General features: G+C 42.2%; 21 protein-coding genes and 1 tRNA gene. 14 read left to right on the forward strand and 8 right to left on the reverse strand.

Annotated elements, in window-relative coordinates; translation table 11 throughout:
• Positions 1-64: 64 nt before the first annotated feature.
• Positions 65-409 carry a radical SAM family protein gene (locus tag ARCPR_RS05100; RefSeq protein ID WP_048084442.1) on the reverse strand — a complete coding sequence of 115 codons (345 nt, stop codon included), beginning with the start codon at positions 407-409 and terminating at the stop codon, positions 65-67.
• Between the two features lie 49 nt (positions 410-458).
• On the opposite strand from ARCPR_RS05100, the gene guaA reads away from it, so the two are divergent.
• A complete protein-coding gene (guaA, locus tag ARCPR_RS05105) occupies positions 459-1,373 on the forward strand; it encodes a glutamine-hydrolyzing GMP synthase (protein WP_012940415.1) in 915 nt (304 codons plus the stop codon).
• Positions 1,374-1,474: 101 nt separating this feature from the next.
• Here the strand turns inward: guaA and ARCPR_RS05110 are convergent, their stop codons facing one another.
• Both ARCPR_RS05110 and tatC read right to left on the reverse strand, forming a co-directional pair.
• Entirely contained in the window at positions 1,475-1,993 is a 519-nt protein-coding gene (locus tag ARCPR_RS05110; RefSeq protein WP_012940416.1) for an archaemetzincin family Zn-dependent metalloprotease, read from the reverse strand.
• Complete coding sequence (tatC, locus tag ARCPR_RS05115) at positions 1,965-2,729, reverse strand: twin-arginine translocase subunit TatC (protein ID WP_012940417.1); 765 nt, start codon at positions 2,727-2,729, stop codon at positions 1,965-1,967. The genes ARCPR_RS05110 and tatC overlap by 29 nt, the downstream gene beginning before the upstream one ends.
• 80 nt (positions 2,730-2,809) lie before the next feature.
• On the opposite strand from tatC, the gene ARCPR_RS05120 reads away from it, so the two are divergent.
• Positions 2,810-2,883: transfer RNA gene (locus ARCPR_RS05120), tRNA-Thr, on the forward strand.
• On the opposite strand, the gene ARCPR_RS05125 is transcribed toward ARCPR_RS05120, so the two are convergent.
• On the reverse strand, positions 2,884-4,218 hold the full coding sequence (locus tag ARCPR_RS05125; protein ID WP_012940418.1) for a mannose-1-phosphate guanylyltransferase/mannose-6-phosphate isomerase: 1,335 nt from the start codon (positions 4,216-4,218) through the stop codon (positions 2,884-2,886).
• 86 nt (positions 4,219-4,304) lie between these two features.
• On the opposite strand from ARCPR_RS05125, the gene ARCPR_RS05130 reads away from it, so the two are divergent.
• Positions 4,305-5,336 carry a glycoside hydrolase family 130 protein gene (locus ARCPR_RS05130; protein ID WP_012940419.1) on the forward strand — a complete coding sequence of 344 codons (1,032 nt, stop codon included), beginning with the start codon at positions 4,305-4,307 and terminating at the stop codon, positions 5,334-5,336.
• Positions 5,337-5,418: 82 nt separating this feature from the next.
• Here the strand turns inward: ARCPR_RS05130 and ARCPR_RS05135 are convergent, their stop codons facing one another.
• Complete coding sequence (locus ARCPR_RS05135; RefSeq protein ID WP_012940420.1) at positions 5,419-6,696, reverse strand: TldD/PmbA family protein; 1,278 nt, start codon at positions 6,694-6,696, stop codon at positions 5,419-5,421.
• Positions 6,697-6,771: 75 nt separating this feature from the next.
• On the opposite strand from ARCPR_RS05135, the gene ARCPR_RS05140 reads away from it, so the two are divergent.
• The 9 genes from ARCPR_RS05140 (at position 6,772) to ARCPR_RS05180 (ending at position 13,342) form a co-directional block, all read left to right on the forward strand.
• Positions 6,772-7,212: a 30S ribosomal protein S13 gene (locus tag ARCPR_RS05140; protein WP_012940421.1), complete on the forward strand. Its 441-nt coding sequence runs from the start codon at positions 6,772-6,774 to the stop codon at positions 7,210-7,212.
• A gap of 9 nt (positions 7,213-7,221) precedes the next feature.
• Positions 7,222-7,731, forward strand: a complete 510-nt coding sequence (rpsD, locus tag ARCPR_RS05145) for a 30S ribosomal protein S4 (protein ID WP_012940422.1) — start codon at positions 7,222-7,224, stop codon at positions 7,729-7,731.
• 5 nt (positions 7,732-7,736) lie between these two features.
• On the forward strand, positions 7,737-8,132 hold the full coding sequence (locus ARCPR_RS05150; RefSeq protein WP_012940423.1) for a 30S ribosomal protein S11: 396 nt from the start codon (positions 7,737-7,739) through the stop codon (positions 8,130-8,132).
• Between the two features lie 45 nt (positions 8,133-8,177).
• Positions 8,178-8,963 (forward strand): DNA-directed RNA polymerase subunit D, encoded by a 786-nt coding sequence (locus ARCPR_RS05155; protein ID WP_012940424.1) that lies wholly within the window; start codon positions 8,178-8,180, stop codon positions 8,961-8,963.
• Between the two features lie 108 nt (positions 8,964-9,071).
• The gene (locus tag ARCPR_RS05160) at positions 9,072-9,623 is read left to right on the forward strand and encodes a hypothetical protein (RefSeq protein ID WP_012940425.1); all 552 of its coding nucleotides are present in this window, start codon (positions 9,072-9,074) and stop codon (positions 9,621-9,623) included.
• Between the two features lie 30 nt (positions 9,624-9,653).
• On the forward strand, positions 9,654-10,325 hold the full coding sequence (locus ARCPR_RS05165; RefSeq protein ID WP_012940426.1) for a metallophosphoesterase family protein: 672 nt from the start codon (positions 9,654-9,656) through the stop codon (positions 10,323-10,325).
• Positions 10,326-10,359: 34 nt separating this feature from the next.
• Positions 10,360-11,433, forward strand: a complete 1,074-nt coding sequence (locus tag ARCPR_RS05170; protein WP_012940427.1) for a DNA topoisomerase IV subunit A — start codon at positions 10,360-10,362, stop codon at positions 11,431-11,433.
• Positions 11,434-11,486: 53 nt separating this feature from the next.
• Positions 11,487-12,593, forward strand: coding sequence for a KamA family radical SAM protein (locus tag ARCPR_RS05175; RefSeq protein ID WP_012940428.1), 1,107 nt, complete (start codon positions 11,487-11,489; stop codon positions 12,591-12,593).
• Positions 12,590-13,342, forward strand: coding sequence for a Nif3-like dinuclear metal center hexameric protein (locus ARCPR_RS05180; RefSeq protein ID WP_012940429.1), 753 nt, complete (start codon positions 12,590-12,592; stop codon positions 13,340-13,342). Before ARCPR_RS05175 ends, ARCPR_RS05180 begins: the two co-directional genes overlap by 4 nt.
• On the opposite strand, the gene ARCPR_RS05185 is transcribed toward ARCPR_RS05180, so the two are convergent.
• A complete protein-coding gene (locus ARCPR_RS05185; protein ID WP_048084444.1) occupies positions 13,343-14,305 on the reverse strand; it encodes a radical SAM/SPASM domain-containing protein in 963 nt (320 codons plus the stop codon).
• Between the two features lie 45 nt (positions 14,306-14,350).
• Between ARCPR_RS05185 and ARCPR_RS05190 the strand changes: the two genes are divergently transcribed.
• Entirely contained in the window at positions 14,351-15,658 is a 1,308-nt protein-coding gene (locus ARCPR_RS05190; RefSeq protein ID WP_012940431.1) for a signal recognition particle protein Srp54, read from the forward strand.
• 78 nt (positions 15,659-15,736) lie between these two features.
• Here ARCPR_RS05190 and ARCPR_RS05195 read toward each other — a convergent pair whose 3' ends face one another.
• A complete protein-coding gene (locus tag ARCPR_RS05195) occupies positions 15,737-16,471 on the reverse strand; it encodes an ATP-binding protein (RefSeq protein WP_012940432.1) in 735 nt (244 codons plus the stop codon).
• A gap of 66 nt (positions 16,472-16,537) precedes the next feature.
• Here ARCPR_RS05195 and ARCPR_RS05200 point away from each other — a divergent pair, with 66 nt between their 5' ends.
• Complete coding sequence (locus ARCPR_RS05200) at positions 16,538-17,845, forward strand: phenylacetate--CoA ligase family protein (RefSeq protein ID WP_012940433.1); 1,308 nt, start codon at positions 16,538-16,540, stop codon at positions 17,843-17,845.
• Here ARCPR_RS05200 and ARCPR_RS05205 read toward each other — a convergent pair.
• Positions 17,817-18,986, reverse strand: a complete 1,170-nt coding sequence (locus ARCPR_RS05205) for a cation diffusion facilitator family transporter (RefSeq protein ID WP_012940434.1) — start codon at positions 18,984-18,986, stop codon at positions 17,817-17,819. The genes ARCPR_RS05200 and ARCPR_RS05205 overlap by 29 nt on opposite strands.
• Positions 18,987-19,007 lie beyond the last annotated feature (21 nt).

Raw genomic sequence — 19,007 nt, forward strand, 5'->3', positions numbered from 1 at the left:
AAACGAGGCAGTCAACCTTCTTGAGCAGGGGAACTAATTCGTAGTTTACCTCCTTTGTTGAGATCTAGATGGGATTTCCAAGCTTTAGAAGTTCTTCAATGAGTTGATGAGTGTAATCTGGATAGTCGAGAGGTTCGCAAATGGCACCTATTGCAACAAAGCTCTTCCCTACTTCGAAATGCGTATTGAGAAGAAGAGCGTAAACTAAGGCCTTCGGAGAGAGTGGATTTCTTTTAGGTTTCGTTGTTACATAGCAGTAGAGGCAGTTAGCTGAGCAACCTTTTGCAACGTGAACTGTAAAACCACAAGGTCTTGGCTTTCTTTTCGCATGATCATCCTTCCTAGCTCTTTCGATTTCATCTTTACTTAGAACGCTTTCGTAATATCTCAGCCATCTCTCCTTGCTCACGTATTGTATGGAGAAAAATGATTTATAAAGAAACGCACAAGTGGGCATCATGGTCAATGTAAAGGAATTCGTCGAGAAAGCCATTAAGGAGATTAGAGAGAAGGTAGGTGACGGTAAGGCGATAATAGCCTTATCTGGTGGTGTTGATAGCTCAGTATGTGCCGTGCTAGCTTATAAGGCCATTGGGGACAGGTTAATCCCTGTATTCGTTGACACTGGCTTGATGAGGGAAGGTGAACCTGAAAGAATTAAGGAGATATTCGGACACATGGGTTTGGTATTTGTAGATGCCAAGGAGGAGTTCTTCAAGGCTCTGAAAGGTGTCACGGATCCTGAAGAAAAGAGAAAGATCATCGGGGAACTCTTTGTAAGAATATTCGAGAGGGTTGCCGAGGAACATAAAGCCGATTACCTCATTCAGGGAACTATATATCCAGATATAATCGAGAGCATGGGTGGTATAAAGAGCCACCACAACGTCGGAGGATTCCCAACGAAATACAAATTCAAGGGAGTCATAGAGCCATTAAGAGAACTTTACAAGGATGAAGTTAGAGAGGTAGCCAGGTACCTCGGGTTGCCCAAGGAGATCTGTGAAAGGATGCCTTTCCCTGGTCCGGGATTAGCCGTTAGAATCGTTGGGGAAGTGACTCCTGAGAAGGTCGAAATAGTCAGGAAAGCTAACAAAATCGTTGAGGAGGAGCTCGAAGATTACGAGAAGTGGCAAGCTTTTGCGGCACTAATAGGGAAGGCTACTGGTGTAAAGGGGGATGTAAGAGTTTACGGGTATATAATAGCCATAAGAGCAGTAACGTCAAGAGATGGAATGACGGCCGATATCTTGCCGATAGACTACGAGAAGCTTAGAAAGATAACTTTAAGAATAACGAGCGAGATTCCCGAAGTAACTAGAGTAGTGTATGATCTAACTCCAAAGCCCCCAGCTACGATCGAATTCGAATGATGTGAATTTTTGAATTTAAATTCGAGAAAGCGGAATGGCCAAGACCAACTTTAGACATTTCCATAAATTTTTCTTTCCGATTTAATTTTGCCAAGGTATATTTAGAATAGAAAGTTAAATTTTCTTAGCTTCTTCAAGCAATTCTCGCAGAACCACCAGTTCTTCATGTCCACTTCGACTATCGAGTTCGAAAACCTCATAACGCACTTACCTTTACAGTGCTTTAAACCCAATACATGCCCAATCTCGTGAACAGCCTCTTTCAAGGCTCTTACCTTCAAAAGTCTCTTATCTTCAGGCAGTCCGTAAAACTCTTGCCTCAACCTCTTTAGAGATATTATTGCCCTCTTTCCAAAAAGCTCAGCCTCTCCAAAGATGAAATTCAGGTTGTCAGCGTAGAGATCTACCTCCGTAACACCCAGAGTTACATCACAAGTTGTTGGTAGTTTTCTCAAGATGACAGTCGAGTTAAACTGTCCTCTTAACGGATCGTACGCATCTGCAGATACATCTATCGGCTCCAAAATCTCGCACTCTCCAAAGAGTTTTCCGAGTTGCTCTTTCAAAAACTCCAAAACTTCTCTATCAACTTCACCCACTGGCTGAATGCATATCCTCATAGATCTTACCCTTGAGGAGAACCTTGATCGTTAAAAGACTTATCTCAAAAAACACAACCATCGGAACAGCAACCATAAGCTGTGTGAATACATCTGGGGGTGTTATAACGGCACCGATGACGAAGAAGCCCACGTAGAAGTGTCTTCTGTAATACGTCAGCGTCGAATACTTGACAACACCATTACTAACGAGTATGTAAAGTATCAGCGGCAGTTCAAAGACGAAACCAAAAACTACGAGCATCAAAACTACGAAGGATACGAATTCTGCAATTGAATAGTTGGCTGAAGCCCCCTGCTGGACTGCAAGCTGATAAAGAAATTTGAGAAAGATCGGAAGCATTATGCAGTAGCCGTAAGCAATACCTAAACCAAAGAGAATTGTAGCGACGATCAAATATAATACAGCTTTTGATCTTGAAATGTTGAGATTGTCTAAGAGTTCTGTCCTGCTCCTAAGCGTATCGTAGATGACTTTTACTATGTACGGCATCGCTACGGCAATACCGAGATACAGGGAAATCTTAAGCTTCAGTATTAGCGGTTCGAGAGGATATAAGTAAACTATGTGAGCACCGGGAGGAAGTAGATCGTTTTTGATCTTGGTTATGAGCGCATCTGTTACGAATGTGAATGAAATTGCCCAGACACCAGCAATTATTGCTACGATACGTATTAACTTCTTTCGCAAGCCTAAAAGGACTTCGGCAATCTCTTTTGCTGTTGGATCGGGCATTAAAGTCGTAACATCTTGTCCACTATTTAACCTTTTGATTTCAAAAGTCTTAAATTCAAAATACGTTTAAAGAAATCTAAGCCGCCGTGGCTTAGCCTGGTAGAGCGGGTGACTTGTAATCACCAGGTCCCGGGTTCAAATCCCGGCGGCGGCTCTAAATTCTTCCAAAATCATCAGCAAACCTGACTATATCATCTTCGCCCAGATAATCTCCTATTTGGACTTCTATAATCTCAAGCGTAACTTTCCCGGGATTTTCGAGTCTGTGCTTAGCTCCCATAGGAATGAACGTGCTTTCGCCCTTCCTCAAAAGAAATTCCTTATCATCAACTGTTACCTTCGCCGTTCCCTTCACAACAACCCAAAATTCGCTTCTGTGATAGTGCATCTGAAGGCTCAACCTCTTCCCCGGTAAAACTGTTAACCTCTTAACCTTATAGCCATCTCCCTCCTCCAAAACGGTGTAAGATCCCCAAGGTCTGTAAACTGTGATGTGATGTTCCGCCCTTTCATCGGATCTCTCTCTCAAAGCTCTTACTACCTCCCTAACCTTTTGGGAAGATTCTCTCGGACAAACAAGTGTCACATCTTTTGTATTTACAATGACCATGTTTTCGACATCTACCGTTGTAACGAGACCTTCACTTATTATCAAGTTGTTGTTGGAATCTACACCCAAGAATTCACCCTTAACAGCGTTACCGCTCTCATCTTTTTCCATTATTTCGTATATGGCATCAAAGCTACCGACATCGCTCCAGAAGATGTCCAACGGGACGACTGCAACTCTATTAGACTTTTCAAGAATGCCCTTATCAACGGAAATTGGCTCAATCTCCTCGTATCTACCGCTGTCAACTTTTTCTATAACATCTTTGGCATACTTTTCACATTCCTCAAAGAAGATCTCGCTGTCAAATACGAACATTCCGCTGTTCCACAAGTAACCACTCTCCACATACGTTTTCGCCGTTTCATAATCCGGCTTCTCGACAAACCTTTCAACTACAAAACCGCCACCCACTCTCTCCTTCGGCTTTATGTAACCGTATCCAGTATGAGGTTTGGTGGGTTTTATGCCAAACGTGACCAAAAATTTGTCAGATAACTTTTCAGCCTCCTTGAAAGCAGACAAATAATTCTCATTTATCTCTATTAAGTGATCTGACGGCAGAACAGCCACCTTCGATCTGCCAAAATCCTTCACTATTTCTTTGATACCTAGATATATAGCTGGAAGCGTGTTCTTCGGCATAGGCTCGGTTAAGATCTTAGCCTTAACATCAATCTCATCGAGTTCTCTTTCAATCATAAATGCATGATCAACGTTAGTTACAACGTAAATATCATCTGAGAGCATTAAACCTCTCTTGACTGTCTTTTGAAAGAGGCTTTCGCCGTTCAATCTAAGAAACTGCTTTGGATACTTCAATCTGCTTAATGGAAACAACCTTTCACCTACTCCACCTGCTAGAATCAGTACTTTCATGATTTAATTATTTTTCACAAACATTAAAAAATTTTCCCAGCTACAAAAACCGATACCATTTTATTCGAAGCAAGAGCTGTCGATTTATGTTCAAGTTCACAGAGAACGCTCATGAGATATCCAAAACAAGAGAGAATTACACCATCGACATAGCGAGACGTTTAACCGTTATAACTGCGGATAGAATACATCTGAAGAGATTTCCGATTTCAAATCCCATTACAGCCTTTAATCCAGCTATGATAGTGGAAGGAGACGATGTGTACGTTTATGCAAGGGTGGTAGTAGGGTACTACATTTATGCAAGTGCCATTGCCGAGATAAGGATGTCCCTAGCTGATGTTTATCTGGATTCTACTTCGCATTATTCTGCAGATTTAGTGCTCTATCCGAGTGGAAAGTACGATATATGGGGTACCGAAGATCCTAGAGTTGTTGTGATAGATGGAAAGCCGTTCATGACGTACTGTGGTAGAACCGTAGCCTATTTTGATCCCCACATAAGGGTTGAAAGAACTCTACCAGTTACAGCTGTGAAAGAAAAGGGTATGTGGAGGAAGGTTTGTGTTCACAGGTTCCCAGAACCTATAAGGAAGCATATCGTCAGCGACAAGGACGCATTCATATTAAAAACAAAGGACGGCTTAAAGATGTTCCACAGACCTCACACCGATGAGGAGAATTTCTACCTCGCGGTAAGTGATATAGATGGCATTTACGAAGGATATGAGGAGGCAACACTTCTTAATACAACAGTTGTCATGACAGAGGCTAGTTTCGAGGAAAAGATTGGATGGAGTACACCGCCAGTTGAAGTTGATGGAGAGTATCTATTTTTGGCACACGGCTTAGAGAGGGATTCAAAAGCGTACAAGATATTTGCTTTAACGATGAATAGGGATTTGGAAATTACGGCAGTGACTCCACACTACATAATGGAACCCAAAGAGATTTACGAAATTTATGGAGATAGACCGTTTGTAGTATTTCCTTGCGGAGCTTGCATCGTTGACGATAGCCTCTTAGTCTCCTACGGATGCGCGGATTTTGCAGTAGGAATATGTGAGTTCGACTTGAGCGAATTGATGTCAATTCTGGATAAGAACAGGATTAAGTAAAAAATATTTAATCGTTTGAAGATTGTTGAGTGGATGATGAATGTGGCCGTAACTGAGCTGTGATGAATAGTCCCATCCCTGATCAACTTCCTCCTACCAATGCTCTTATCAGTACGGGAGGAGAACCATCAGAAACCGGAACAAGCTGATCTTCTTTACCGCAAAATCCTGGATCAAACTCCAAGTCCCTTCCTATTCTAATACCTTTCAAAATCTCGAGTGTATATCCGCTTAAAGAGACATCTCTTATCATTCCAGTCAGTTCTCCCCCTTCAATCAAGTAGCCATACTGTGCGTTGAACTGGAAGTAACCAGTTGCTGGATTAGTTTCGCCACCTCTAGAACCTACGAGGTATACACCATTTCTTGCAATCTCCAAGAGCTCTTCAAATCTGTGATCTCCTTTATCCAGATAAGTGTTACTCATTCTCACAATAGGAAACTTCAATCCTTCAGCCCTCGCATTACCTGCTCGAGAGTTTAAATTCAATGCAGTCTCTCTCGAATGGAGAAAGTCTTTCAAAATGCCGTTCTCAACAATTGTCCTCTTCTCAGCTTTGACACCCTCATCGTCAAACGGATAGAACCCAAATTCTCTAATAGTTGGATCGTCGTAAATGTTTACACAGTCATCCGCAACCTTTTGACCGAGTTTATTTGCCAAAACGCTTGCACCTTGCAGAACGTGATCGCCTTCAACTGCATGCCCAAAAGCTTCGTGAACGAATACACCTGCTAAACTCGAATCAGCCACAACATTCATAGCTCCTGACGGTGGAGTCTTAGCATTTACGAGCTTCGTAACCACCTCGACTACTTCATTGGCCAAATTGTAAGCTCCCTTTAAGGCTTCAAACCCTGCCGGTTTCATTACTCTCTTCGAGTAGAATTGAAGAGTTTTATCTTTTGCAACTGCCGAAATTATCAATCCTATCCTAGGAATCTCGTAAAACACTTCGTTGCCGTTCGAGTCGTAGTACCTTAACCTTCTAACATTCTCAAAATAGGCCACACTTGTGCTTACGATTTTATCGCTTTTTAAGTTCTTTTCAACATCCTTTAAGAATTCGACCTTCTCCTCAACGGAAATATCCCTAAAATCCTCCTTCGGCTTAAGCACGAATTTTCCCTTAGATGAAACATTCAGAACATCACTATCACCCTTTCCAACTGCATTTTTCTCAGCTAGAGCTATACCCTCCCGATCGTCAACATCTCCAACGAAGTATCCCCAAAAGCCGTTCTTCAAAACTCTGAAAGCTTTTCCTCTCGACTCGTCAAACTTTACCTTCTCAACTTTCCCATTTTCAACAGATATCCTGAGACTGTAACTTTCTACAATTCTAACGTCGTAGAACATGTTTCCCACTTAACTCCGAAGTTTAAACAATTGCGGTCAGAAGTTTTAAATACAGTTTTGGACTGTGTGGTAAAGATGTTTAAGCACATAGTCAGAATTGCGGATACGGATTTGGACGGAAACAAGCCTGTAATGATAGCGCTCACTGGGATAAAGGGAATCGGATTGAGAATGGCAAAAGCTATAACAAGTGCACTCGGATTGAATCCGAGAGCTAAGCTTGGAGAGTTGGATGATGAGACTATTGAAAGGCTCAGAAAACTCGTTGAGGAGGAGTTGGAACAGCACATACCCTCATGGATGTTCAACAGGAGGAAGGATCCATACTCCGGTAAGGATTTGCATCTACTTTCCAAAGATGTGGATTTCGCTAAGATGCTGGATATCGAAAAAATGATCAAGATCAAGTGCTATAGAGGTGTAAGGCACGCTAAAGGTTACAAGGTTAGAGGTCAGAGGACTAGGAGCACTGGTAGAAAGGGTATGACGGTTGGAGTCGTTAGGAGGAAGAAGTGAGGTGGTTGTATGGGCGATCCAAAGAGACATAGGAAAAAGTACGTAACTCCGAGAAAGCCTTGGGATAAAGTTAGGCTTGAAAGAGAAGCTCAACTCTTGATTAAGTACGGCCTGAGAAATAAGAGGGAACTCTGGAGATTCGAAAACATTCTGAGAAAGTATAGGAGAGTAGCAAGAGACTTGCTGAGTAAGGTAAACCTGCCCGGGAGAGAGGGAGAAATCGCAAGAGCTAAAGCTAACGCCGTAATAAAGAAGCTCGTAAGGATAGGTGTACTCGAAGAGAACGCAACACTTGATGACATACTCAATCTGACAGTTGAGGACTTCCTCGAAAGGAGGTTGCAAACCGTAGTTTACAGACAGGGTTTAGCAAGAACGATAAAGCAGGCGAGACAGCTTATAACTCACGGACACATAGCCATAGACGGCAGAAGGGTTACTTCTCCAAGCTATATAGTGGAGAGAGATGAGGAAACTAAAATAGGATTTTATCCCAATTCACCTTTTGCTAAGGGGTGATGTGAATGGCGAAGAAGGGTGGTAAGTGGGGTATAGCTCACATATTCAGCAGTTACAACAACACGATAATCACGATTACCGACATCACAGGTAGTGAAACAATCGCAAGGGTAAGCGGTGGTATGATAGTAAAGGCTGATAGGGATGAGGGTAACCCCTACACCGCAATGCAAGCAGCATTAAGAGCAGCTGAGATAGCCAAGGAGAAGGGTATTGAGGGCGTACACATAAAGGTTAGGGCACCAGGAGGTAACAAGCACATAACACCGGGTCCGGGTGCACAAGCTGCGATTAGAGCCTTGGCAAGAGCTGGATTAAAGATCGGTAGAATTGAGGACGTAACTCCAATCCCACACGACGGAACAAGACCACCAGGTGGAAAGAGAGGAAGAAGAGTTTAATTCTCTTGAAAAACTTTTAAATTTGACATTTTCGAGTGATGAATTATGAGGATTGAGATACTCGAAGAGAGCGATCTCAAAGTAAGATTTATACTCCACAACGCTCCGATAGCTCTAGCCAACTCTTTCAGAAGAGCTATGAAGAGCTTGGTTCCAACTATGGCTGTAGATTACGTAGTATTCTACATGAATACATCATTCTTATATGATGAAATAATTGCTCATAGAATAGGTTTGATCCCCATAAAGACCGATCTAGAGAGATTTAACATGCCTGACAAATGCGTATGTGGTGGGGAAGGTTGTCCAAACTGCCAAGTTTCGTTCAGATTGAACGTTGAGGGGCCTAAGGTCGTTTACTCTGGAGATTTGATCTCCGAGGATCCTGAGATCAAGCCAGTCTACGACAACATACCAATAGTCGAGCTGTATGAGGGACAACAGTTGATGATCGAAGCGGTTGCAAGGTTGGGGACTGGAAAAGAACACGCAAAGTATCAGCCAGTTTCTGCATGCTATTACAAGATAATACCCGAAATAATTGTTAAGGATAACTGTAACAATTGTGGAAATTGTGTCTCAGCGTGTCCTAGAAACATTCTAAGGCTGAACGGTAAAGTCGAGGTAACAGATATACTATCCTGCTCCATGTGTAGGGAGTGCGTTAAAGTTTGCGAGGAGAATGCAATAGACGTTGTCGAGACCGATAACTACCTCTTTGCGGTCGAAGGAACGGGAGCCTTGCCAGTTAAAGTAGTGATGAAGAAGGCCTTGGAAATACTCAAGGAAAAGGCTGAGGAGATGAACAGAATAATCCTCGAAATCATATGACTATCATGAGAATGAAGAGAACTACTACCAACGTAATATTCCTCAGTACAACGCAACAATAGTAACAGCAATAACTAGCTACAGCTGAAGATTTTGGCTTGAGTGGTTATGATCTCTTCGAGAGGCAGTAACCACGTAATAGCTTGCATCCTTCTTCTTGCTCTGACAGTTACGACATTCCTAACATTCAGAGGTTTTTACACCCTAACAATTGAAAAACCGACATTCGTTTACGTTGAAATCGAAGACATAACAGTAGACCATTCGAAAAGGTACAATGACCAAATAGTCATAATCAGGCACATTATCGGAGATTCACTCAATGTCAAGGATTTAAGATTGCATGTTGTGGTTTACAGGGGAGATTATCCGATAAAGTCTTGCATTCTTCAGAAGTTTCCTTGGAGACACGGTGTAGGAATAAACAATTTACCTCCAAACGCAGTTGTTGGTGATGATATTATAGACAACAATCCAAATCATTACAGCCGTTACCTTGGAGAGTTAAGCTACAAATCGGATGGGTTATTTAGTCCCGGAGAGACAATCGGGTTCAGAATAAAGAAGAGTGGCTTAACACTGGAAATTGGAGATAAGGTCGAAGTTTCGATGGAGTACAGAGGTTCGATAGTTGCTAAAGTTTCAAAGGTCTTTGAATGATTTTTAATACTCGTGCAAGTATTTTAATTCATGAAGGTAGGCCTAATCTCAGACGTTCATGGCAACTTAATAGCTCTTGAGGTCGTTCTCGACCACTTAAATCACTGCGACGAAATCTACTGCGCTGGAGACGTTGTAGGTTACTATCCATTTCCGAATGAAGTTATCGAGCTTTTCAAGGAGAACGATATAAAGAGTGTTATGGGAAACCACGATTATGCAGTTGTAACGGGAGATTTCTTTGGATTTAACGTCTATGCTAGAGAGGCGGGAGAATGGACTCGAAAGCATTTGAAGGAAGAAAATCTTGACTGGCTCATGAACCTGCCTTTGAGCATTGAGACTGAGTGGTTCAATATATATCATGGAATGCCCGCAGACGATTTAAGAGCTTTGGAGGAGTACATCTTTCCAGAAGATCCCCGCATAGAATACAGCCTAGAAGAGCTTGAGAAAAACGTTGTAGTGGGGCACACTCACATTCAGTTTGTCAAGTGGCACAAAGGATTATTCTTCGCAAACCCGGGAAGTGTAGGACAGCCGAGGGATGGAGACCCTCGCTCAGCATTTGCAATCTACGATACTGAGAAAAACGAGATAGAGCTTAGGAGAGTTGAATACAACATTCAGGAGGTTTACGAGGCTGTGATTGAAGCTGGTTTACCTGAGTTTCTAGGCGAGAGATTATTTAGAGGCTATTAGAAAAAGCTTTTTGAATTACAGCTAAATTAAATTGATGAATTCATTATCCAAGCTACTGAGCATAGTCGAGAACATTTACGATCAGATGAAGAGAGGTGAAATTCCCGAAATCAAGCTGACTACGAGAACAAAGCAGAATATAGAGTTCAAAGAAAGCTCTGAAGTGTGGGTTTACGGTGATAAAAAGTCAGTTAGATCGGCTAAGAGTGTTAAGGGAGCTTACCAACTTTTGCGAATGGTTTACGTCATAGGATTTTTGAAGGAACAGCTTAGCCAAAACAGGTCTTCAACATTGAGAGAACTCTACTACATATCGGAAAATTGGGGAATTGCAAAATTCAATGAGCAGATGGAAAGTGATAGGCTGATAGAAGATTTAGAGATCCTAACTGGTTTGCAGAGGGAATCCTTTAACGTTCGTCCGGAGGAGGATGGGGCAACGGTTTTTGGGGACATAAAGATCAGAGAGAAAACTAGAAGGGGTGAAAGAGTTATTCACTGTCAGGATGACGTTGGAGAGGCAGGTTATCAGATTCCCACAAACGTTGACAACATCGAGTTCCTTGAGTGTAATGCCGATTTTGTGATAGCGATAGAGACGGGAGGTATGAGAGATAGACTTGTCGAGAATGGCTTTGATGAGGATTACAATGCGATAATAGTACATCTCAAGGGTCAGCCAGCGAGGAGCACTCGTAGACTTTTGAGAAGGCTAAACACCGAATTAGGATTACCGGTTGTGGTGTTCACAGATGGTGATCCATGGAGCTACAGAATTTATGCGAGCGTCGCCTACGGTTCTATAAAATCCGCTCATCTCTCAGAATACCTAGCAACACCCTCAGCCATGTTTGTTGGCATAAGGCCGTCTGACATACTCAAATATAAACTTCCATCGGATAAGCTTACGGACGAAGATATCAAAGCTTTAAATGCTATTCTATCTGATCCTCGTTTTGACAGCGATTTTTGGAGGAGAGAGATTAAGCTTCAGCTTGAATTGGGTAGAAAGTCGGAACAGCAGGCTCTGGCTAAATACGGTCTCAGCTTCGTAACGGATGTATACTTGCCTGAGAGGCTTACAGAGCTGGGTATTTTGAAGAGATAGCACACTTTGATTAAAATCCTAAATCTTTTAAACAGCGGTTTTCTCAAAATTCCATGAGCTGGAAGAAGGAGTTGAAAAGAAACGTCAGAACTGTTGATGAGCTTAAGGAATATGTTAACATACCTCAAGATGTCGAAGAAAAGCTGAGGAAGGTAGTTGAAATTCATCCGATGAATGTCACTAGGTATTACCTATCTCTTATCGATTGGAACGATTCGAACGATCCCATAAAAAGGATGGCAATTCCTTCACCAGATGAGCTTTCGTGCTTGGAAGGTGATTACGATACAAGCGGTGAGCACGAGAACACGAAGATGAGAGGGTTGCAGCATAAATATTCTGAAACCGCTCTAGTTTTGGCAACGAACAGATGTGCAGTCTATTGCAGATACTGCTTCAGGAAGAGAATGGTCGGCTTGACTAGAGATGAGGTTATAAGGAGGCTCGATCGAGCGGTAAAGTACATCGAAGAGCATGAAGAAGTTACAAACGTGCTTATAAGCGGTGGCGATCCATTCGTGCTCGATAATAAGATTATAAAGAGATTTTTAAACAAGCTCGTCGAAATTCCTCACTTGGACTTCATAAGGTTCGGGTCGAGAGTTCCCGTGACTTTTCCAATGAGGCTTAACGATGATGATTTACCAGAGATTCTCGGAGAATTTGCAGAGCTTAAGCGAATATACGTCGTTACGCACTACAACCATCCAAAAGAGTTCACGGAAGAATCTACGGGTGCTATTAAACGTTTGCTTGACAACGGTATAGTTGTTAGCAATCAAGCTGTGCTTTTGAAAGGGGTTAACGATGACCCATACACCCTTGCCGAACTGCATAGATTGCTTGTTAGATACGGTATAGTACCATACTACGTCTTCCAGTGCAGACCCGTTAAGAGAGTTAAGGGAATATTTCAAGTTCCCCTCAAAGAGGGTTACAAGATTGTTGAAAGAGCCAAGGCTATGCTTGATGGACATTCAAAGCGATTCAGATATATTATGTCGCACAGAACCGGTAAGATCGAAATTGTAGGTGTAGATGGAGATTACATATATTTAAAATATCATCAAGCTAAAGACAAGTCGATGCTTGGCAAATTATTCAGGATGAAGCTTACGGAAAATGCAGGCTGGTTGGACGACTTGGAGGTGGCTGAATGAAGTTGCATGAGATTGTCGAGTTTTTGGACGATTTTCTGAAAGTTAAGGAATGGCAGGATAAATCGAACAACGGTTTACAGATTGAAGGAAAGGAGGATGTTAACAAGGTAGCGTTTGCTGTGGATGCATGTATGGATGTGTTTAGGAAAGCTAAGGAAATTGGGGCGGATATAATCGTAGTTCATCATGGCTTGATCTGGGGTGGGATAGACTATGTGAAGGGAGTTGTTAAGAGGAGACTTGAGTTTCTGCTGAAGAATGATATCTCCCTCTATGCAGCTCACTTGCCTCTGGATGCACATCCGTCAGTTGGTAACAACGCTCAAATTCTCAAAGCACTCGACTTAGAGCCTACTGAAAGCTTTGGTGTGTATCAGGGCAAGGAGATAGGATACATCGGAGTTTACGACGAAAGCAAACCGCTTGACTATGTTTTGGAGATGGTTAGAGAGAAAATTAATCCTTCTCTGACTGTCTTAAACTTTGGAGATAAAGATGTAAGGAGGGTTGGAGTTGTTTCTGGGAGAGGTAGCTTTGCTTTGAGTGAGGCTGTTGAGAGGAATGTCGATCTCTTCATAACTGGAGAGCAAGATCACAGCACCTACCACCTGGCAAAGGAAAGCGGTATAAATGTCGTTTTCGCTGGACATTATGCAACGGAAACGTTTGGTGTGAAAGCTTTGATGAGAGTTGTGGGAGGGGAGTTCGAAGTCGATGTCGAGTTCATAGACGTTCCGACCGGACTCTGATTAAATTAAACACCTTGCTATTCCAACACTAAACAAACATCTACTGCATCCACATTCGTATCCGTAACAATCGAATCCGTTTTCAACGAACCAGCAGCCCTCCAAAAACTGACAGTCCCCGCACCACGGATAAGGTAGACTTTTGTCTGCACTTTTACATTCAACAGTCAATGTTGAATAACCCAGATAAAGAGGATGTTCGTAAGCTAATTCCATGCACGGGAAAATTTTGCCGTCCGCCCTTACAAAGACGTAATTCTCATAGGGACATTTCCTCTCACCGGCGAACATGTTTGGCTTATTCACATTCAATTCCGAGAGTAGGGATTCAAACTTGAGGGCTGTTAAAATCCTATCAGCCTTATCGACGAGGTATCTCACATTCACGTTCTCCACGACTTCGAGCATCTTTCTGTAACGCTCAACTGCGTTTTTATCCATCTTGACAAGGTTTCTCAGGAAGTTCTCATCTCCAATGATGTCTATACAAACATCAAGCATCTTCTTACTAATTTCCGCAAAAGCTGTCTTTTCATACATCTCCCTGTTGTATGGGATAAGGTTAGTCAAATAAACTTCTTTCGCTTTTCCAGTAACTTTCCTTATCAGATCAGCATTGTCCTTCGTTATTATTATCGAAACAGGATATCCTTCAACCTTTTTGAATTCTGAAAGAGTATCAATAGAGTAGACAAGGAGATCGATGTTTTCTCTAAAGTTATAATTCCTTGTAACCATGACTACCTCAGCCCTTTTCTTGGCAATTCTGACTATATCTCTAACGTTTTTATGGATTGTAGGATCGCCATAGCCGTAAAGCGCGATCCTCTCAGGATCGAACGTCTCTATCAAATCCTTAACTCTCTCAAGGGATATATCACAAGGTTTTGCACTCCAGATTTTCCTTACACAGTAATCGCACTCAAATGGACATCGATTTGTAAGCTCGATCTGAATGTTCATGTTGACAATGGATAACAATTTAAGTATATTCGCCTACTTCAATCGATGGCACTCGAAGCTCTCAAGGAGGCAGTTAGGAAGATCACTCGATCAGCAACGGTTGATAAAGCTTTGGTTGAGGAGATAGTTAAGGATATTCAGAGGGCTCTAATCAAGGCTGACGTTAATGTTCGTCATGTTAAGGAGATAAGCGATGCCATAAAGAAGAGAGCTCTGAGCGAGGAGGTCTTAGAGGGACTTAATCCGAGAGAACACATCATAAAGATAGTCTACGAGGAGCTTTTAAAGGGAATCGGTGAAGGCTTGGAAATTCCCCTCAAAAAGTCAAAGATAATGCTTGTAGGTTTGCAGGGTAGTGGTAAAACTACCACAACTGCAAAACTAGCCAAGTACTTCAAAGATAAGGGTTTAAGAACTGCAGTAGTCTGTGCTGACACATGGAGACCTGCTGCATACGATCAGCTTAAGCAACTGGCTGAAAATTATGGTATAGCGTTTTACGGTGAGAGAGAAAGTAAGGATGCTGTTAAGATAGTTGAGAACGCTTTAAAGAAGCTCAAGGATTACGACATGATCATAATCGACACAGCCGGTAGACACGCTTTGGAGAAAGAGCTCATAGATGAGATGATCGAAATTGCTAAGGTTGCAAATCCCGACTACAAACTCTTGGTTTTGGATGCCGCAATAGGACAGCTCGCATCTAAGCAGGCTAAGGCGTTTCATGAGGCTATAGGCATAGATGGTATAATCATAACGAAGTTCGACGGAACAGCTAAAGGAGGAGGGGCTTTGTCTGCTGCAAGAGAGATAGGTATCCCAATAGCCTTCATAGGAACAGGTGAAAAGGTTGAAGACTTTGAGAGGTTTGATCCCGCCGGATTTGTCTCAAGGCTTTTGGGAATGGGAGACATTAAAGCTTTGATTGAGAAGGTTGAGAGAGTTGCCAAACAGGAGGAACTCGATCCAGAGAAGTTCTTAAAAGGAACCTTCACCTTGAAAGACATCTACAAGCAGATCGAGGCTATGCAGAAGATGGGGCCTATAAAGAAGATTTTCGAACTTCTACCCTTTGGCTTCGGCTTAAAGGTTGATGATAACATCATGGAGATGACTCAGGAAAAGATGAAGAAATTCAAAGTCATAATGGATTCTATGACTGAAGAGGAGCTACTAAATCCAAAGATTATCGATTCTTCAAGGATAAGGAGAATTGCAATAGGTAGTGGAACAACACCGCAGGATGTGAAGGAGCTTTTGAGGTATTACAGAACGATGAAAAACGTCATGAAAAAGATGAAGAAGCTTGAAAAGGGCAAGCTGCCTCTGAAGTTCAAGAAGTTGGGATTTTGAATGCATACACCTTTAATTTTTGTTGCTCTAAAGCTCCTTACTCTCAACCAGAGGTGTTGTATAGATAGATTAGCAGAGTTAGTATTGAAGAAAGCTACCTCGAGCGTGTTCTTGGTTCAAAATTGTATCAACAAGCTTTTCGACTTCCTCAATATCGCATTTAAGCTCTTCTCCCTTCAGGCAAGCCAAGAAAATTTTTTCGCTAAATGGAATCTTAGCCACTACATCTAAATCGCTTAGAAAATCACTGAATCTCTCATCGAACTTGTTCAGAACGAAGTACATCTTTTTGTCAATATTCATCGATTTGATCCTTTCAGCCATAACTCTGGATTCGTATGTAGGATCTAAAACGAAGATAACCGCATCACACCCCTCCTCAACACCCCTTCCGAAGTGCTCAATTCCTGCCTCAGCATCTACAATAACGAATTCGTTCTCATTCAACTTTAAGCCCTTCAGAAACTCTCTCAGCAGAGCACCCATTGGGCATGCACACCCTTCCCCAAAGCTGTGAATCTTACCAACGCAGACAAGCCTTATTCTATCCTTCCTAGCAACAAACTCCTCTGGAATTTCTTCTATTCTTCTTATTCCCAAATTTTTGGCTTTCTCAAAAATCTCTCTCCTACTTCCGAACAAATCCTTCAGTTCTTTCGGCTTTTCAACACCCAAAAGTCTGTGCAAGCTCAAATTTGACTCATCTCCATCAACAACCAGAACTCTGTAACCCCTTCTCGCAAGCGATTTTGCAATTAAAGCTGTTATTGTGCTCTTTCCACTTCCACCCTTTCCGCACACGAGTAACTTCATTAAAACCCACTACACCTACATCAATATAACAGGAACGGATAAATACCACACCAAGACACTGGGGGTATGCCATACTCTGACAAATATTGGCAGAAGGAGGAAATTTTGCCTAGGAGAGAACTCGAGGAGATTCAGCTTAAAAGGTTAAAGTGGGTTGCTAAGCATGCTTACGAGAATGTTCCATTTTACAGGAAGGCGTTTAAGGAGAAGGGTGTTCATCCGGATGATATAAGGACGCTTGATGATGTTGCGAGGTTGCCGTTTACAAATAAGAACCACCTTATAGAGAATTATCCCTTCGGCTTGTTTGCAGTTCCGAAGGATGAAATAGTTAGAATTCATACGTCAAGCGGAACAACTGGAAAGCCAAAAGTTGTAGGATACACTGCAAGAGACCTTGAAAACTGGATAAACCTTTGTGCCCGCTGCCTCTACATGGTAGGAATAAGAAAGAAGGATGTCTTTCAAAATATGGTGAGCTATACGCTCTTTACCGGTGGACTGGGATTCCACTATGCGGCTGAGAGGATTGGAGCGATGGTCGTTCCATCTGGCACGGGAAACACCAAGAGGCAGATTCAGTTCATGCTCGATTTTGGAACTACTGCAATTCACTGTACACCGAGCTACGCTTTACACATAAAGGAAGTGGCAGAATCTATGAACATCGATCCAAGCGAAATAGGGTTGAGAATAGGATGCTTCGGTGCAGAGCCTTGGAGCGAATCCCTTAGAAGAAAGCTGGAAGATTCCTTTGGCTTAAAAGCTTATGACAGCTACGGCTTAAGTGAGATGAACGGGCCGGGAGTTGCTTTTGAATGCGAGGAACAGAACGGTTTACACATCTGGATAGATCACTATTTAGTTGAAGTTGTTGATCCGGAAAGTGGCGAGGTTTTGAGTGAAGGAGAAAAGGGAGAGTTGGTTTTAACACCTCTAACAAAGGAAGCTCTACCTCTGATAAGATACAGAACTGGTGATATAACGTACATCATGGATGATGAGTGCAGCTGTGGAAGGACACATCCAAAGATTCACAGAATTTTGGGAAGGACAGACGATATGCTCATCGTTAGAGGTATAAACATCTTCCCAAGCCAGATAGAGCACGTTTTAATGAAAATCCCAGAGGTTGGAGACAGCTATCAGATCGTTCTAACTAAGAGGGGAGCTTTGGACGAGATGACCGTAAGGGTTGAAGTTAAGGATGAGTTCTTTACGGGTGAACTAGCAGATTTGGAAAGGCTCAAGAAGAAGATCGAGAACGCTTTGAGAGAGGAGTTGGGAATAAGGGTCAACGTTGAGCTTGTCGAGAAGGGAACTCTTGAGAGGTTTGAGGGAAAGGCTAAGAGGATTTTAGACTTAAGGCGTTAGCAATTTTTTCGAGTATTTCCTCGACAGATTTCCCTTCTTCAAATCGAACGAAAATACCTCTACTTCTTAAATGAGATTTTGCTCCTTCTCCTATCCTTCTAACTACAACGACATTCACACCGTATTTACTCAAAAGCTCTGCTATCAAATAGCCTTTCCTCCTTTCAGCCCCGTAATGAGGATTTTCAATTCTAAAAATTTCGTTTGTCGAAAGGTTTGCTATGGTGAAGTAAGGTGAGTCCAATTCTCCAGTATAATTTCCGCTTCCGTCCTCAGGTATGGCAACGACTACTTGCTTCTTAACCTTAACAACTGTAACGACTCTAACCACATCCGAAACGGCATGCCTAATCCTTTCCTCAATTTCCCTCTCCAAGGCATCGATTATTTCGGCACTCATCCCCGGATTGATGCTGATATGAACCTCCACTATCTTTGCTTTCCAAGTTCCCCTAACACCCACAAACTCGACTCCCTCAACTCCCTCTATATCCTCAACAATGGACCTAATCTTTAGAGCCAATTCAGGATCTACCTTGTCCATCAGCGAATTTACGGCATTTTTCAAAATTCCAAATCCCATTTGGAGTATCAAAACCGATATGACTATTGCAACGAGCGGATCCATCCACCAATACCCCAGTCCAACGAATATGTAACCAACGAACACAGAGAGCGATGATATTACATCAACTCTAGAATGCTTACCTTCAGCCACGAGCGAAGATGACTTTGTTTCCATTCCGACCTTTATTTTATATCTTGCAAGTACTTCGTTCACAATTGCTGAAAACAGAGCTATAATCAAGGCGTAGAACTCAAAATCTGGAATAGATTTCTCCATTAAGCTGATAACTGCTTCATGAATTATTGTTAAGGCTGAAATAACAATTATCAAGCCGACGGCAAGCTCAACCAAGCTCTCAGCCTTTATATGGCCATAGGGATGAAGTTCATCTGGCGGTTTATTCGCAATCTTAAGTCCAATCCAAACCAAAACCGATCCAAAGACATCAATTAGCGAATGAATGCCGTCTGCAATTAAAGCTGTTGAATTGACGAGAATACCGGCTACAACCTTGATAATTGTCAGAAAAACGTTTACGATTGCAGATATTTTTCCAGCTCTCAGTTCTCGCACAATTTGAAACTGGATAAAATA

It is taken from the genome of Archaeoglobus profundus DSM 5631 (assembly GCF_000025285.1).
In the GTDB taxonomy this organism is placed as follows: Archaea; Halobacteriota; Archaeoglobi; order Archaeoglobales; family Archaeoglobaceae; genus Archaeoglobus_B; species Archaeoglobus_B profundus.

Coding starts and splice junctions, on each gene's coding strand:
- guaA (WP_012940415.1), top strand. CDS start 459: ATGGTCAATGTAAAGGAATTCGTCGAGAAAGCCATTAAGGAGATTAGA.
- ARCPR_RS05110 (WP_012940416.1), bottom strand. CDS start 1,993: ATGAGGATATGCATTCAGCCAGTGGGTGAAGTTGATAGAGAAGTTTTG.
- tatC (WP_012940417.1), bottom strand. CDS start 2,729: ATGCCCGATCCAACAGCAAAAGAGATTGCCGAAGTCCTTTTAGGCTTG.
- ARCPR_RS05125 (WP_012940418.1), bottom strand. CDS start 4,218: ATGAAAGTACTGATTCTAGCAGGTGGAGTAGGTGAAAGGTTGTTTCCA.
- ARCPR_RS05130 (WP_012940419.1), top strand. CDS start 4,305: ATGTTCAAGTTCACAGAGAACGCTCATGAGATATCCAAAACAAGAGAG.
- ARCPR_RS05135 (WP_012940420.1), bottom strand. CDS start 6,696: ATGTTCTACGACGTTAGAATTGTAGAAAGTTACAGTCTCAGGATATCT.
- ARCPR_RS05140 (WP_012940421.1), top strand. CDS start 6,772: ATGTTTAAGCACATAGTCAGAATTGCGGATACGGATTTGGACGGAAAC.
- rpsD (WP_012940422.1), top strand. CDS start 7,222: ATGGGCGATCCAAAGAGACATAGGAAAAAGTACGTAACTCCGAGAAAG.
- ARCPR_RS05150 (WP_012940423.1), top strand. CDS start 7,737: ATGGCGAAGAAGGGTGGTAAGTGGGGTATAGCTCACATATTCAGCAGT.
- ARCPR_RS05155 (WP_012940424.1), top strand. CDS start 8,178: ATGAGGATTGAGATACTCGAAGAGAGCGATCTCAAAGTAAGATTTATA.
- ARCPR_RS05160 (WP_012940425.1), top strand. CDS start 9,072: ATGATCTCTTCGAGAGGCAGTAACCACGTAATAGCTTGCATCCTTCTT.
- ARCPR_RS05165 (WP_012940426.1), top strand. CDS start 9,654: ATGAAGGTAGGCCTAATCTCAGACGTTCATGGCAACTTAATAGCTCTT.
- ARCPR_RS05170 (WP_012940427.1), top strand. CDS start 10,360: ATGAATTCATTATCCAAGCTACTGAGCATAGTCGAGAACATTTACGAT.
- ARCPR_RS05175 (WP_012940428.1), top strand. CDS start 11,487: ATGAGCTGGAAGAAGGAGTTGAAAAGAAACGTCAGAACTGTTGATGAG.
- ARCPR_RS05180 (WP_012940429.1), top strand. CDS start 12,590: ATGAAGTTGCATGAGATTGTCGAGTTTTTGGACGATTTTCTGAAAGTT.
- ARCPR_RS05185 (WP_048084444.1), bottom strand. CDS start 14,305: ATGAACATTCAGATCGAGCTTACAAATCGATGTCCATTTGAGTGCGAT.
- ARCPR_RS05190 (WP_012940431.1), top strand. CDS start 14,351: ATGGCACTCGAAGCTCTCAAGGAGGCAGTTAGGAAGATCACTCGATCA.
- ARCPR_RS05195 (WP_012940432.1), bottom strand. CDS start 16,471: ATGAAGTTACTCGTGTGCGGAAAGGGTGGAAGTGGAAAGAGCACAATA.
- ARCPR_RS05200 (WP_012940433.1), top strand. CDS start 16,538: ATGCCATACTCTGACAAATATTGGCAGAAGGAGGAAATTTTGCCTAGG.